Here is a 12,046-nt window from a genome sequence, read left to right on the forward strand (position 1 = left end):
TATTTTTAGAGACTAATCCATTTGAAATCATTTTCTTCACTTCATCATAAAATTGAATCAAAAAATCACTTGGTAATTTTCCATACAAAGACATTTTTTAAAACACCTACTATTCCAACTGTTCTAATAGGAATAATATCAATTAAAACTAAATTTGAAAAGAGTTTTTCGTTAAGATTTATCATATTATTATTTTATTACAGATATGTTTGGCAATACTGCATTAATCTTGTTGAACTAAAAGGTAGGATTGTGGGAGAACTTTAGAATTAAGCAAAAAGAGTTGCTTTCAATAGCAACTCTTTAGGTCAACTCTTGGACAATCTATTCATTCTTATAATTGAGATATCGCCTGTTGAGTTGACCATGTTGCACTGCTGAATGCTTGATAATTTGTAACAGCTGCTTGAAAATCCTTCTCACTTATAGTGGCAGTTGCATCATAAACAACTGCGGTTTGGAATCCGTTCTCGATTAAGTCTCTCATATGTGATTCCACACAAATGTTTGACATAACACCTGCCAAAATCACCTTTTCCTTCCTATGCTGACGTAATTGGTAAACAAGGTCATTTGTCTGCGGACTAGCAATTTTATGGGCGGTCGCAATGACAGTTTGGTTAGCTAAGATGTATGGCTTAAGTGAAGGAACCCAGTCGGCTCCTACAGAAGTGTAGTCATTTTGTTTTTGATAGACTCGAAGCTTTAATAACATTTCTTGTTCAGCCCCAGTAAATTGCCAACTATAATCATGGGGGGATATAAAATGGGGGGAAATAAAAAGTTGATACCCTTTACTCATTGCTGAACTTAATAACATTTCAAGGTTACCTAGTGTGTTGTATTGTTCAATAATTTTTTTTGTTAAATGGTATCCCTTACCTCCGGGAGACAGAAAGTCATTTTGTGGGTCCGTTATGACAATGGCTGTGTTAGCGGGATTAGGTATAAACATTTTTTTCCTCCAATTCACACAAATAAGTATCTTATCTTCTAATTCAACTTTTGTTCTTTGATGAATATATATTGATGGGGGCTTGGATAAATTCTGTTTTTGAGAACAAAACAAAAAACACCGCAGATTGCGGTGCAATTGATACCCATTTTACTTAACCTTATTAACTGTCAATTAACGTCCTGTGATAGGAAAGGGGACCCATTAACCAGCTAGTGCATCCTCTTCATTGCGATTTTAATTGATCAAGCGTGTCTTTGTCACAAATTACAAATAGTTGTGCATCAGCTGGAATGTGATCATCGAGTTTTTGGTTAATGTAAAAGTCACCGCGGTCCGCAACAAGTGTTGCACCGTTGTTCAGCAAATCCTCAAAAGCATCCCGATAGGTTTGCCACTCCGCTTTTTTCGGAATTTCAAACATCGCTTCCCCATACTGTGTGCTCATCAATTCTGAAAACATATGTGTGACACCTGGAGAAAATAACGACCTTACTGCCGCATGAGAGATCATTTCCTGTGTGGGAATAAATTCATCCACCTTAACGTTTTGGAATAAAGGGATATGGCACTGATTAATTACCTCTGCCGTCACATGAATATCCTTTTTATATTTTTCCTCAACCGTTGTGATGGCAGCAGCAATTAATAATGTTTTTCCATCAACAAGCAGCGGGTCTTTTGTTGCAAAATTGTCCTGTGTTATTTGGTCGGCAAAAATAATTACACCCATCGCCTTTGGTAAATTTGCGTTTAGGAGAATATCTTCATTCGTTGCATCCCCGCGAACATAATGCAGCCGCTCGTCGAGCAGTGGGGCTTTTTCTAATACATCAATGATCACAATATCAATCTTTTTATCGGATTTTAAAATTTCATCAATGGCTAATCTGGACTTCGGACTCCATCCAATTAAAATAATATGATTTTTACCCGAATATTTCATTTTTCCTCCGACTTTCAGTTTATCTATATAATAGACAGAATCAATAATTTTTCCAATAAATACGCTGACCAAAGCAATCCCTGTTATATAAAGAATGATCGTATATATTTTTCCGGCAAAGGTTACCGGTGCATAGTCTCCAAACCCCACGGTGGCAAGTGTGGTGAGCACCCAATAAAGAGAAGTAGTAAAAGATTTAAACGTGTGCGGCTCAAGCCAATAAATGATAAACGCAGCTAAAATAATGTATAAAATAAAAAAGGGAAAGAAGATTCGGTTCCGCAATTTTACCAAGTAATAAAGCCATTTTTTTATTGCCATGTCCACTGATGATTGTTCCTGCCTTTCAGATTTTTAATAACCTTATATTTCCCAAATGTATCCAAAAAATCAATACATTATCACTATATAGGAAAAATCCATTCGACAAATGGAAAAAATAAAATAGGAGACTTCTAGTGAATGAAGTCCCCTGTATCTTAAAGTATGCTATTTTTCGCTGTCCAACTGTCACTAATATCAGAATCATATATGGCTGAAATAGGGATAATTATGGGGACAAAATCACCATTTTGTTCACCATACCCCTGATTTCTCTTATAGGAAACGAATTGGTCGATAAACTGGTTCGGTCCCATGTTCATAACGGATCCATGATCGAATACATTGATTTTTAGGTTACCAAGATTGACTATCATCGGTGCAAAAATCAACAATCTCACCCCTAGCAAAGGTTAAATAATGCTATTTTTAGCGGTATTGCTATCTGTTACATCCGGGTCCACTACCCATGATATAGGGATATTGACGGGTGATAAATCACCATTTTGTTCACCCACGCCTTGGTTTCGTTTATAGGAAACGAACTGATCAACAAATTGGTTGGGTCCCAAATTGACGAAGGAGGAATTATCAATTGCATTGACTTTAAATCCTAAAAAGTTAATCGCCATTGGTGCGATATTCAACTCCATCACTCCCTGTTCATTATTTATTTATTTTAATCGACGGCATATCAATGATTTCATCATCAAAAATAATGTAGATGGGAACAGATGTAATCGAGAAATCCCCCATTTGTTGGCCAAATCCTTGGTTTTTTTTCCCGGTTACATTAATTCCTTTAAAAAAAGTAGGTCCCACAGAAACCGCACTTTTGTGGTCGGGACTGTTTATTTTCATACTGCCAATCGTTACTTTCGTTGGAATAAACAAAATCTATTCTCCTTTCAATGTCCGAAGAAAAGGGCATTACCATCTATTTAACAAATATATTCAAAGGGTTCCATATTAGACCAGGGGGTGAATTAGCCAAAAAAAAGAAAGTGGTGGAAGCCACTTTCGAAAGAAGGAAAACTTTTATGGGTTAGTACAGCATATGTTCTAGCTTGTACGGGCATGTAGTGAACATGTCCATTTTGAAAATTTTTTTTAAAAAAGGGCGCTAACAAATTTTCTGTATAAGCTCAGGTCGATTATTTTTAGGTGAGTTAACTAATGGAGAGACTTCATATGACTCCATTAAATGGTCATCGAAGGGGACAAGCAGTGATTCTAATTTATCGTAATCAGAAAGGGATGGATCGAGCCACATTTTTTCATCTTCTCGTTTTACTATTACGGGCATGCGATCGTGAATCGATTTCATTAATTCATTGGGACCGGTAGTGATAACGGAACAGGTATATAGCGCTTTACCATCCTGGGATTTCCAGCACTCCCAGATACCGGCCATGGCAAATAATTCGTCTGATTTGAGTTTGATCCGCATCGGAGTTTTGCTTTGATCCTCCTGTCGTTTCCATTCAAAGAAGCTGTCTGCAATCACGAGACAACGTTTCTTCTTAAAGGCATTTCGAAAGCTCGGCTTTTCTGTGATTGTTTCAGCTCTGGCATTGATCATTTTGTGACCAATGGACATATCCTTTGCCCATGGAGGGACTAGACCCCATTTCAAAAATCCCATTCGATTCCGTGTCCCATCGTTTATTACTGCTATGACAGCCTGAGACGGGGCAATATTAAAGCTTGGAGAATATAGCTCTTCCTCTAGGAATGATTGAATATCGAATCGGTCCATGATTTCCTCAATTGTTGCAGTAAGTGTGAATCGCCCGCACATACCCATCACCTCAGTTTTTAGTGTACTCTTCTCGCAAAGTCGACGAAACGAAATTTATCGGGCCTATGACGTGATTCTGTGTATTGGAAGAGAGTGGCGTCATCTAAATAAACATAATTTTTGATGACAACCACATTATGAAAGCCTTCAAGATCCAACAAGGCACGATCTTCCGAAGTAGGCTCGTCCACAATAATTTCCTTTTTTGCAAAGCTTATCGTTAGGTTTAATTCATTTTCAAGAAAGTGATAAATGGAGTCGGCGCAGATTTCTTCGGTTAACGAAGGGACGTATTTGTGACTTAAAAAATCTTTATCCAAAATAATTTTTTCACCGCCCATTTCACGCGTGCGTACAACCTTCCAGACCAGATCCTTGCTCCCTAACTGAAGCTGCTGCCTGATATAGCCATCTGGCTTGATTAGCGATAATTCATTGACCATCGTTTTCGGCTTCTTGCCCATTTTACTCGCCAGTTCTTTGAAGCTGACTAAGCCGGAAACAGGAAAATCAAATTTACTGATGTCGATGACAATCGAACCTTTTCCTCTAACTTTTTGTATATAGCCATTTTGAGAGAGCAGATTTAACGCTTTTCGAATTGTTTCCCTTGAGGTATCGTATTGGTCTTTTAATTCGTTCTCAGAGGGGAGGAGCGTCTGCGGCGGGATCTCGCCGCTTTTAATTTGCTCGACTATAGAGTTATAAATAGTAAGGTATTTGTTTGTCATAGAGACATCTCCGTTCATTTTTTCAAGTGGTACACAATGGACTCATACGGCCGCAGCAGAATTTCGCTTCCAAGCGGGGCCGAATCCTTATAGTTAGAGAGTAACATCTCACTCGTATAGCCAGCAAGGTTTAAATGAGCAGGGAGGGTAAATGGCGTCTCCTTGCCATAAAAATTATTGATGACTAGTAATTTTTCCGATTCGGTTGTTCTCATAAAGGCAAAGATTTCTTTATCCTGTTCTAAAATACGCTCGAAATCACCATCAGTCACAACAGGAACACTTTTTCTTAAGTGAATTAACTTTTGGTAATGATAGAAAATAGAATTCTGATCTTGTATGGCTTTGTCCGCATTAATCACTTTATAGTTTTCTGCCGTTTGAATCCAAGGGGTTCCGGCCGTGAAACCCGCGTTTTTACTAGCATTCCACTGTACAGGTGTTCTTGAATTGTCCCGCGATTTTTGCTTAAGAATGTCAATAATCGCTTGTTCCTCCAGACCTTCCTGTTGTTTGATTTTATAAACATTCAAGGACTCAACATCACGATACTCATCAATGGAGGTAAATTTCGGATTGGTCATGCCGAATTCTTCTCCTTGATAAATAAATGGGGTACCCTGCATCATATGGAGGGCTGTTGCGAGCATTTTTGCCGATTCCATATGATACTTTCCATCATCACCAAAACGAGATACCACTCGCGGCTGGTCATGATTACACCAAAAAAGGGCGTTCCAGCCGCCGCCTTGAATCATTTCAACCTGCCAGTTTGACAGTATGTCTTTCAATGCCTGGAAATCAAAATTCGCTATTGTCCATTTATCACCATTTGGATAATCAACCTTCAAGTGATGAAAACTGAACGTCATATTTAATTCTTCTTGCTCCGGGTTGGTATAGCGAATGCAATTATCAATGGAGGTAGAGGACATTTCACCAACCGTCATAATGTCATAGTGTGCGAAGACCTTTTCATTCATTTCATGTAAAAATTCATGGATTCTCGGGCCGTCTGTATAAAATTTGCGTCCATCACTTTCATCCTGAAGGAACTGCTGGTCTTTTGAAATTAAATTAATGACGTCTAACCGGAAACCATCAACACCTTTTTTAAGCCAAAAGTGCATCATTGCATATAAAGCCGCGCGGACCTTTTCATTTTCCCAATTTAAATCGGCCTGCGTCACATCGAACAAATGCAGATAATATTGCTCTGTTGTTTCATCGTACTCCCATGCAGAGCCGCCAAATTTGGATGTCCAATTTGTTGGTGCTTCGCCGTTTTTCCCATCTTTCCAAATATAAAAGTCACGATAGGGGTTATCCTTAGAAGACTTCGCTTGTTTGAACCATTCATGCTCGGTAGAGGTATGGTTAATCACGATATCCATAATGATTTTTATTCCACGTTTGTGTGCTTCATCTAAAAGCTGATCGAAGTCTTCCATTGTTCCATAATCTTCATGAATCGTATAATAATTGCTTATATCATAGCCATTATCACGTTGTGGAGATTGATAAATCGGAGTGAGCCAAAGGACATCCACGCCTAGTTCGTTTAAATAGTCTAGTTTTTCAATAATTCCTTGGAGATCACCAATACCGTTTCCAGTTGTATCATTGAAGCTCTTTGGATAGATTTGATAAACGATTGCTTTTTTCCACCAAGTTGTTGACATATCAAACACCTGCCTAAATAGTATGAGTTCTCTAAAGTGGAAAAAGAGGGAGTTGGTCTCCCTCCTTTATGGAGTGTAACGTTATTTTTTAAAAGTTACCTTTTTTACACCAGTTTTTGCAAAGATATTCGTTAATATGAATGGAACCACAATCGCAATCAACATGCAGATGGCAAACATCACCATATATTTAGGCTGAATCGAAAGAATCCCAGGAAGACCACCGACACCAATCGAGTTAGCCATGACACCACTTGCTACAGATACAACGCCTGCAATCATGGATCCGATCATCGCGGCTAAGAAAGGGAAGCCATATTTTAAGTTAATCCCGAACATCGCCGGCTCTGTTACACCTAAGTAACAAGAGATGGCTGCAGGGATCGAAACCTGCTTTTCTTCTTCGTCCTTCCGGTTGATAAAAATCATCGCAAGGACGGCCGAACCTTGGGCAATATTCGATAAAGCAATCATCGGCCAGAGGTTTGTTCCACCGAGCTCACTCATCAATTGAAGGTCAATCGCATTTGTCATATGGTGTAATCCCGTAATAACAAGCGGAGCATAGGCAAAGCCAAAGATGGCAGCAAATAACCAACCAAATGCAGAAGTTAAGCTAGAATAAACGACATGAGAAATTCCGGAACCAATCGACCAGCCAATCGGGCCCAAAATAGTGTGGGCAATTAATACAGTTGGAACTAACGCTAAAAACGGAACAACAATCATCGAAATAGAATTTGGCACAATTTTACGTAATCTGGTTTCCAGGAACCCTAATACCAGTCCTGCTAAAATAGCGGGGATAACTTGTGCTTGATAACCAATCATCTTAATGTGGGCAAAGCCAAAATCCCAGGTCGGAATTTCTTTTGCGTTTGCTACACCGTATGCGTTTAATAATTGCGGTGAAACCAAGGTAATACCAAGAACAATACCTAGAATTTGCGATGCGCCCATTTTCTTGGCAACAGACCAGGTGATCCCGACAGGAAGGAAGTGGAATATCGCTTCACCAATCAGCCATAGAAATGAATGGACACCGGCCCAGAACTGAGAAACTTCAATGATCGTCTTTGTTCCATCATCCAATAATTTAATGTCACCGATTACATTTCGGAAACCAAGGATTAACCCCCCGACAACAAGAGCAGGAATTAACGGGGTGAAAATTTCCGCTAGATGCCCCATCATTCGCTGGATCCAGTTCTGATTTTGCTTGGCTGCCACTTTTGCTTCTTCTTTTGAAGTGCCGTCTACACCGGCAATTTTAACAAATTCATTGTAAAAGCTGGAGACTTCGTTTCCGATAATGACTTGGAATTGACCAGCTTGGGTAAATGTACCTTTTACAAGTTTAATGGATTCGATTTCTTTCATATTGGCTTTGGATGGATCGTTTAAAACAAACCGCATTCTGGTTACACAATGCGTAACAGCTGCGATATTTTCTTTACCGCCAATGTGCTCTAGGAGCTGTTTTGATGGATCAGTGTACTTGGTCATTTTTCTTTCCCCCTGTAAGATAGGATCACTCCCGGTTTTTTATCTACATCTTTATATACAAGTATTGTGCGCGTTTTCATAAAATGTATTAGCTTGTATATACAAGTTTTGTTTACGGTTTCATTTTAACTTGTATATACATGTAAGTCAACCAGAAATTTTGGTTGATTCATAGATGTTTTCTTAGGTGGTAAAAATTGAAAGGAATCCTATGCCATTTGAACTACTTTTACCCTTTACAGCATTAAATTGTTGAATGAATATTTTGATAATGGTAAACTAAACTTGTTTAAATTCTTCTGAGTTTAGACCTCCTAATTTGAGGACTTAGTCTAGACCACTAAGTACTCGCTTGGACCTTTGAATTTTATTCAAAGGTTCTTTTTTATCCATAAGAAAAGAAGGCCTTTTTTTGGGCCTCCACTTCAAATCATTCACATATATAGACCAGCCAGAAATATTCCCAGTGTTTTTTGATAGATTTCATCAAATTGTGAGAGGGGAAGGGGATTGACACCTAGGCCAATCTCAACTGTGAATCCAGGCCGATGCCAATCCTGGATAAACCAATCTTTATAGCCTGCATAGCTTTCAATCGTTTTGACAGCTTCGTAGCTGCTGACTCTGCTGAACTCTTTGACGATCACTTCTGATTCCGGAGGTTCAGCATTTTCAAACCCCCAGTAGATCACTTCGCCTTGCGTATGAAAGGCAATTACTCGTGCAAAGTCTCGCTTTTTTGTTAATTCTGCCATGGCAATGGCTTCGGGCTCGGATAAGGGTTTTTCTCCTCCATAATCTCTAGGACCGGGCTTATCGGGATTCCTAGCCTTCTCTAATTCCCAGCGAGCAGGGAATTGATCGTTAAGGTCAACACCCCTAATATTTGCCTTCCATCCAGAAAAATCCCTGCTGCCTTTATTGTATTCAACTACTTTCTGCTTCCATGTATCATTTGCAGGCGGTCCATGCAAAACGAGATCGACTCCATCTGGATTTACCATTGGTACAATGGATAGTGCGCTTTGTTGGTATAAACGGGAAGTGGAGACACCGCGGATGGGGTTTTGATTTGTTAGAGATAGTAAATAGTCATTTAAAAATGTCATGATCACTGGTGTGGTAATCCATTCATTGGCATGAAATGATCCGTTATAATGGACCTTTTTCCCACCATTACCGATACGGATTTCTGGAATGTTTTTCCCCAGAACCGTATTTCCAATTGAGGGGGACTGTAAAAATGGGTAAACACCTTGTAATCTTTTAATATCATTCATCAGTAGCTTGTAATCATAGGTTTGCCCGCCATTCACTAATCTCCAGGTAATTCGTAAGGGCAGTTTGATTGTTTGGCCAACCATTAGTTGATCTGGATTTATAGTAGGGTTCACTAAAAGAAGGGCTTCGAGCGGAAGATTACGATTTTGAGCAAGTTTCCACAAGGAGTCCCCTTTACGAATCTGGTATTCTTGGGCAACAAAACCAGGAATCCTGACTCGCTGACCAATTGAGAGATTGTTCACTTGAATATCCCGATTTGAATCATGTATTAACTGTAAATTGATTTTAAACAACTGGCTGTAATGCCATAACGAATCCCCTTTTCTAACAAAAATATCCATTTAGCTCCTCCTGCTGAATAAAAATAGTTGTTAGTAAAATGTATGCTAAGTAGAATAAAATAGTAGTTCTAATTCGTATTAGCGCTGTTCCTAATCTAGGAATCTGTTTTTCCATTTTGGGGATGGAAGTAGGCAGCTATCCTTTTTTCCAAACCATTTATAGCGGTTTTTAGCTATTACATCATATAGTTTGTCACGAATAAATGGGGGGATGACCAAGAAAATGGTTGACATTTTCCAAATTCCGTATAATTGTTTAGATACACGAATTGCTGCGCCTGACTTTACATATACCTTTCCATTCTCAATCAACACAAAGCTACTTATGTTCGACTTAAAACCATGCTTTTTTAACAACTCTTGACCAATCTCGCTTTGAAGCGCGGCAAATTTAAATTTTCCTTGTGGGTCTCTTTTTATAATGAATTGCACACTTCTGTCGCAAAGATTGCATACACCATCAAATAAAATAATCCGTTCCATTGTATCACCTGCTTTTTAGTTAACACTCTTAGAATATGTATGGATTCAGAATAGCATAGGATATCTTTCAATAAAAATATGAAAGGCGGAAAATCGCATGTGGAGCAATAGTATAACAAGGTTGTTTAAAATCCATTATCCCATCATTCAGGCCCCAATGGCAGGAGGCCCAACCACAACAGAATTAGTGGCTGCCGTTTCCAATGAGGGGGGGCTTGGGATGATTGGGGCTGGGTATATGAGTACTGATCAATTACGGAATCAAATACGTGATAGTAAAACCTTTACGGATAAGCCATTCGGTATCAATTTATTTGTACCCAATCCATATTATGCAGATAGTGGGAAGCTGAGTTTAGCGAGTTCTTTATTAAAACCGATTAAGGAAAAATTACAGGTCGGGGAGGGAATAGTCCTACCAACCTTCGAACAAGACCTCATAACTTTCGAGGAGCAATTAACAATAATTATTGAAGAAAGAATTCCAATCTGTTCTTTTACGTTTGGGATCCCTTCACCGGAAGTTATAAGAAAACTGAAGGAAAATTCAATTGTTGTGATTGGAACCGCAACAACGGTAGAAGAGGCTATCATGATTGAGAAAGCTGGAATGGATGCCGTTGTCGTCCAAGGGGCAGAAGCGGGCGGTCATCGGGGGACATTTTATGGTCAGGAAGATCAGGGCTTAATTGGGTTAATGTCACTCATTCCGCAGGCTTTTGATGCGGTTGAAATTCCACTTATTGCAGCTGGCGGAATCATGGACGGTAGGGGAATCATGGCTGCCAAATGCCTTGGAGCTATGGGGGTACAAATGGGAACTGCTTTCCTTGTTTGTAAGGAAAGTGGGGCAAATACTCTTCATAAGGAAGCCATTATGGAGGCAACAGAAGACCGGGTAGTATTAACCAAAGCGTTTTCAGGCAAAATGGCTCGAGGTTTAAAAAATAGCTTTATAGAAACCATGCGTCGAACTGAAGAAGAACTTCCAGACTATCCGCTGCAAAATGAACTGACGAAAGCAATTAGAAAGAGCGCAGCTGTAAAGTGTGACACTGAATATATGTCCCTATGGTCAGGGCAGAGCCCAAGATTAGCAAAAAAATTAACCGTTCGCGAACTAATGAATAAGATTATCCTAGAAGTAGAAACATTGCATTCAAAACTTTAAACCGCGAACAGTGTCCATCCGGGGCGGACACTATCCACAAATGGTGCCTGTCACCAAATTATGTATTTTCATTGTATTTATGTTATTATAAAGGGGATTTGAGAATTTTTTTTGTTTGGTAAGTTTATATTTTGCTAATGTACTATTTAAAGGGGAGGGGTAAAGTGGAAAAGGTAATCAAAAAGACTCCCTATTTACTTTTTTTGTTGGTTATTCCGCTTTTAGCAAGTGTGTATCAATTTTTAAATACCCGATCACATAAGGCGGTTGATATTTCGACTTCGATTGATCAGGCTATTCCTTTTTTACCGATTTTTATTATTCCGTATATTCTTTGGTATGCGTATATCTTCTGTTATTTAATCTACTTTTGTTTTAAGGATACCAAGGTATATTTGAAGACGTTGTTGTTAATTGTGATTGCCGAGCTTATTTGCTTTGTGATTTATTTCTTCTTCCAAACAACAGTCCCAAGGCCGGTACTTGTCGGTGATCATATCTTAACCCAACTTGTTCAATGGATATACACAAAGGACCGCCCGTTTAATTGTTTCCCAAGTATTCACGTGCTAACGACCTTTGCGGTCATGCTTGCATCCTTACACATCAAGAATAAACATCTACTAAACACCCTTTGTATCCATTTTTTAGGTTCCTGCATCATTATTTCGACACTTTTTGTCAAACAGCATGTGATCTTCGATATGATTGGATCCATGTTCCTGGTTACATTTCTTTATGGAATTGCCTTCGAACTACTGACCTTCCGGATGAAGGAAAAGTCAGAAACCGTTTATGTAAAGAACAAATAGCAAAGAGATTCTC

13 protein-coding genes are annotated in these 12,046 nt (G+C 38.9%); 2 read left to right on the plus strand and 11 right to left on the minus strand.

What is annotated here, in order from left to right; translation table 11 throughout:
* Nucleotides 1-334: 334 nt before the first annotated feature.
* The 11 genes from G6554_RS09645 to G6554_RS09695 all read right to left on the minus strand — a co-directional run bounded on the left by G6554_RS09645 (nucleotide 335) and on the right by G6554_RS09695 (nucleotide 10,050).
* A complete protein-coding gene (locus tag G6554_RS09645) occupies nucleotides 335-955 on the minus strand; it encodes a cysteine hydrolase family protein (protein ID WP_166241185.1) in 621 nt (206 codons plus the stop codon).
* A 226-nt stretch (nucleotides 956-1,181) separates the two neighbouring features.
* A complete protein-coding gene (locus tag G6554_RS09650; protein ID WP_242637794.1) occupies nucleotides 1,182-2,222 on the minus strand; it encodes an ion channel in 1,041 nt (346 codons plus the stop codon).
* Between the two features lie 158 nt (nucleotides 2,223-2,380).
* Complete coding sequence (locus G6554_RS09655; protein ID WP_166241189.1) at nucleotides 2,381-2,614, minus strand: hypothetical protein; 234 nt, start codon at nucleotides 2,612-2,614, stop codon at nucleotides 2,381-2,383.
* A gap of 21 nt (nucleotides 2,615-2,635) precedes the next feature.
* A complete protein-coding gene (locus tag G6554_RS09660) occupies nucleotides 2,636-2,875 on the minus strand; it encodes a hypothetical protein (protein WP_374049565.1) in 240 nt (79 codons plus the stop codon).
* Between the two features lie 13 nt (nucleotides 2,876-2,888).
* The gene (locus G6554_RS09665; protein WP_242637789.1) at nucleotides 2,889-3,116 is read right to left on the minus strand and encodes a hypothetical protein; all 228 of its coding nucleotides are present in this window, start codon (nucleotides 3,114-3,116) and stop codon (nucleotides 2,889-2,891) included.
* A 229-nt stretch (nucleotides 3,117-3,345) separates the two neighbouring features.
* Nucleotides 3,346-4,023, minus strand: a complete 678-nt coding sequence (locus G6554_RS09670) for an SOS response-associated peptidase (protein ID WP_166241193.1) — start codon at nucleotides 4,021-4,023, stop codon at nucleotides 3,346-3,348.
* Nucleotides 4,024-4,040: 17 nt separating this feature from the next.
* The gene (gene treR / locus G6554_RS09675; protein ID WP_166241195.1) at nucleotides 4,041-4,754 is read right to left on the minus strand and encodes a trehalose operon repressor; all 714 of its coding nucleotides are present in this window, start codon (nucleotides 4,752-4,754) and stop codon (nucleotides 4,041-4,043) included.
* 14 nt (nucleotides 4,755-4,768) lie between these two features.
* The gene (gene treC / locus G6554_RS09680) at nucleotides 4,769-6,436 is read right to left on the minus strand and encodes an alpha,alpha-phosphotrehalase (RefSeq protein ID WP_166241197.1); all 1,668 of its coding nucleotides are present in this window, start codon (nucleotides 6,434-6,436) and stop codon (nucleotides 4,769-4,771) included.
* 81 nt (nucleotides 6,437-6,517) lie between these two features.
* A complete protein-coding gene (gene treP / locus G6554_RS09685; RefSeq protein WP_166241199.1) occupies nucleotides 6,518-7,942 on the minus strand; it encodes a PTS system trehalose-specific EIIBC component in 1,425 nt (474 codons plus the stop codon).
* A gap of 434 nt (nucleotides 7,943-8,376) precedes the next feature.
* Complete coding sequence (locus G6554_RS09690; RefSeq protein ID WP_166241201.1) at nucleotides 8,377-9,567, minus strand: M14 family metallopeptidase; 1,191 nt, start codon at nucleotides 9,565-9,567, stop codon at nucleotides 8,377-8,379.
* Nucleotides 9,568-9,657: 90 nt separating this feature from the next.
* Nucleotides 9,658-10,050, minus strand: a complete 393-nt coding sequence (locus tag G6554_RS09695) for a thiol-disulfide oxidoreductase DCC family protein (RefSeq protein WP_166241203.1) — start codon at nucleotides 10,048-10,050, stop codon at nucleotides 9,658-9,660.
* Between the two features lie 97 nt (nucleotides 10,051-10,147).
* Between G6554_RS09695 and G6554_RS09700 the strand changes: the two genes are divergently transcribed.
* Nucleotides 10,148-11,221 (plus strand): NAD(P)H-dependent flavin oxidoreductase, encoded by a 1,074-nt coding sequence (locus G6554_RS09700; protein WP_166241205.1) that lies wholly within the window; start codon nucleotides 10,148-10,150, stop codon nucleotides 11,219-11,221.
* A gap of 164 nt (nucleotides 11,222-11,385) precedes the next feature.
* Nucleotides 11,386-12,033 carry a phosphatase PAP2 family protein gene (locus G6554_RS09705; RefSeq protein ID WP_166241207.1) on the plus strand — a complete coding sequence of 216 codons (648 nt, stop codon included), beginning with the start codon at nucleotides 11,386-11,388 and terminating at the stop codon, nucleotides 12,031-12,033.
* Nucleotides 12,034-12,046 lie beyond the last annotated feature (13 nt).

This window comes from Bacillus sp. MM2020_4 (genome assembly GCF_011250555.1).
Lineage (GTDB): Bacteria > Bacillota > Bacilli > Bacillales > Cytobacillaceae > Neobacillus.

Coding starts and splice junctions, on each gene's coding strand:
- treP (WP_166241199.1), bottom strand. CDS start 7,942: ATGACCAAGTACACTGATCCATCAAAACAGCTCCTAGAGCACATTGGC.
- G6554_RS09645 (WP_166241185.1), bottom strand. CDS start 955: ATGTTTATACCTAATCCCGCTAACACAGCCATTGTCATAACGGACCCA.
- treC (WP_166241197.1), bottom strand. CDS start 6,436: ATGTCAACAACTTGGTGGAAAAAAGCAATCGTTTATCAAATCTATCCA.
- G6554_RS09695 (WP_166241203.1), bottom strand. CDS start 10,050: ATGGAACGGATTATTTTATTTGATGGTGTATGCAATCTTTGCGACAGA.
- G6554_RS09700 (WP_166241205.1), top strand. CDS start 10,148: ATGTGGAGCAATAGTATAACAAGGTTGTTTAAAATCCATTATCCCATC.
- G6554_RS09660 (WP_374049565.1), bottom strand. CDS start 2,875: ATGGAGTTGAATATCGCACCAATGGCGATTAACTTTTTAGGATTTAAA.
- G6554_RS09650 (WP_242637794.1), bottom strand. CDS start 2,222: ATGGCAATAAAAAAATGGCTTTATTACTTGGTAAAATTGCGGAACCGA.
- treR (WP_166241195.1), bottom strand. CDS start 4,754: ATGACAAACAAATACCTTACTATTTATAACTCTATAGTCGAGCAAATT.
- G6554_RS09690 (WP_166241201.1), bottom strand. CDS start 9,567: ATGGATATTTTTGTTAGAAAAGGGGATTCGTTATGGCATTACAGCCAG.
- G6554_RS09670 (WP_166241193.1), bottom strand. CDS start 4,023: ATGTGCGGGCGATTCACACTTACTGCAACAATTGAGGAAATCATGGAC.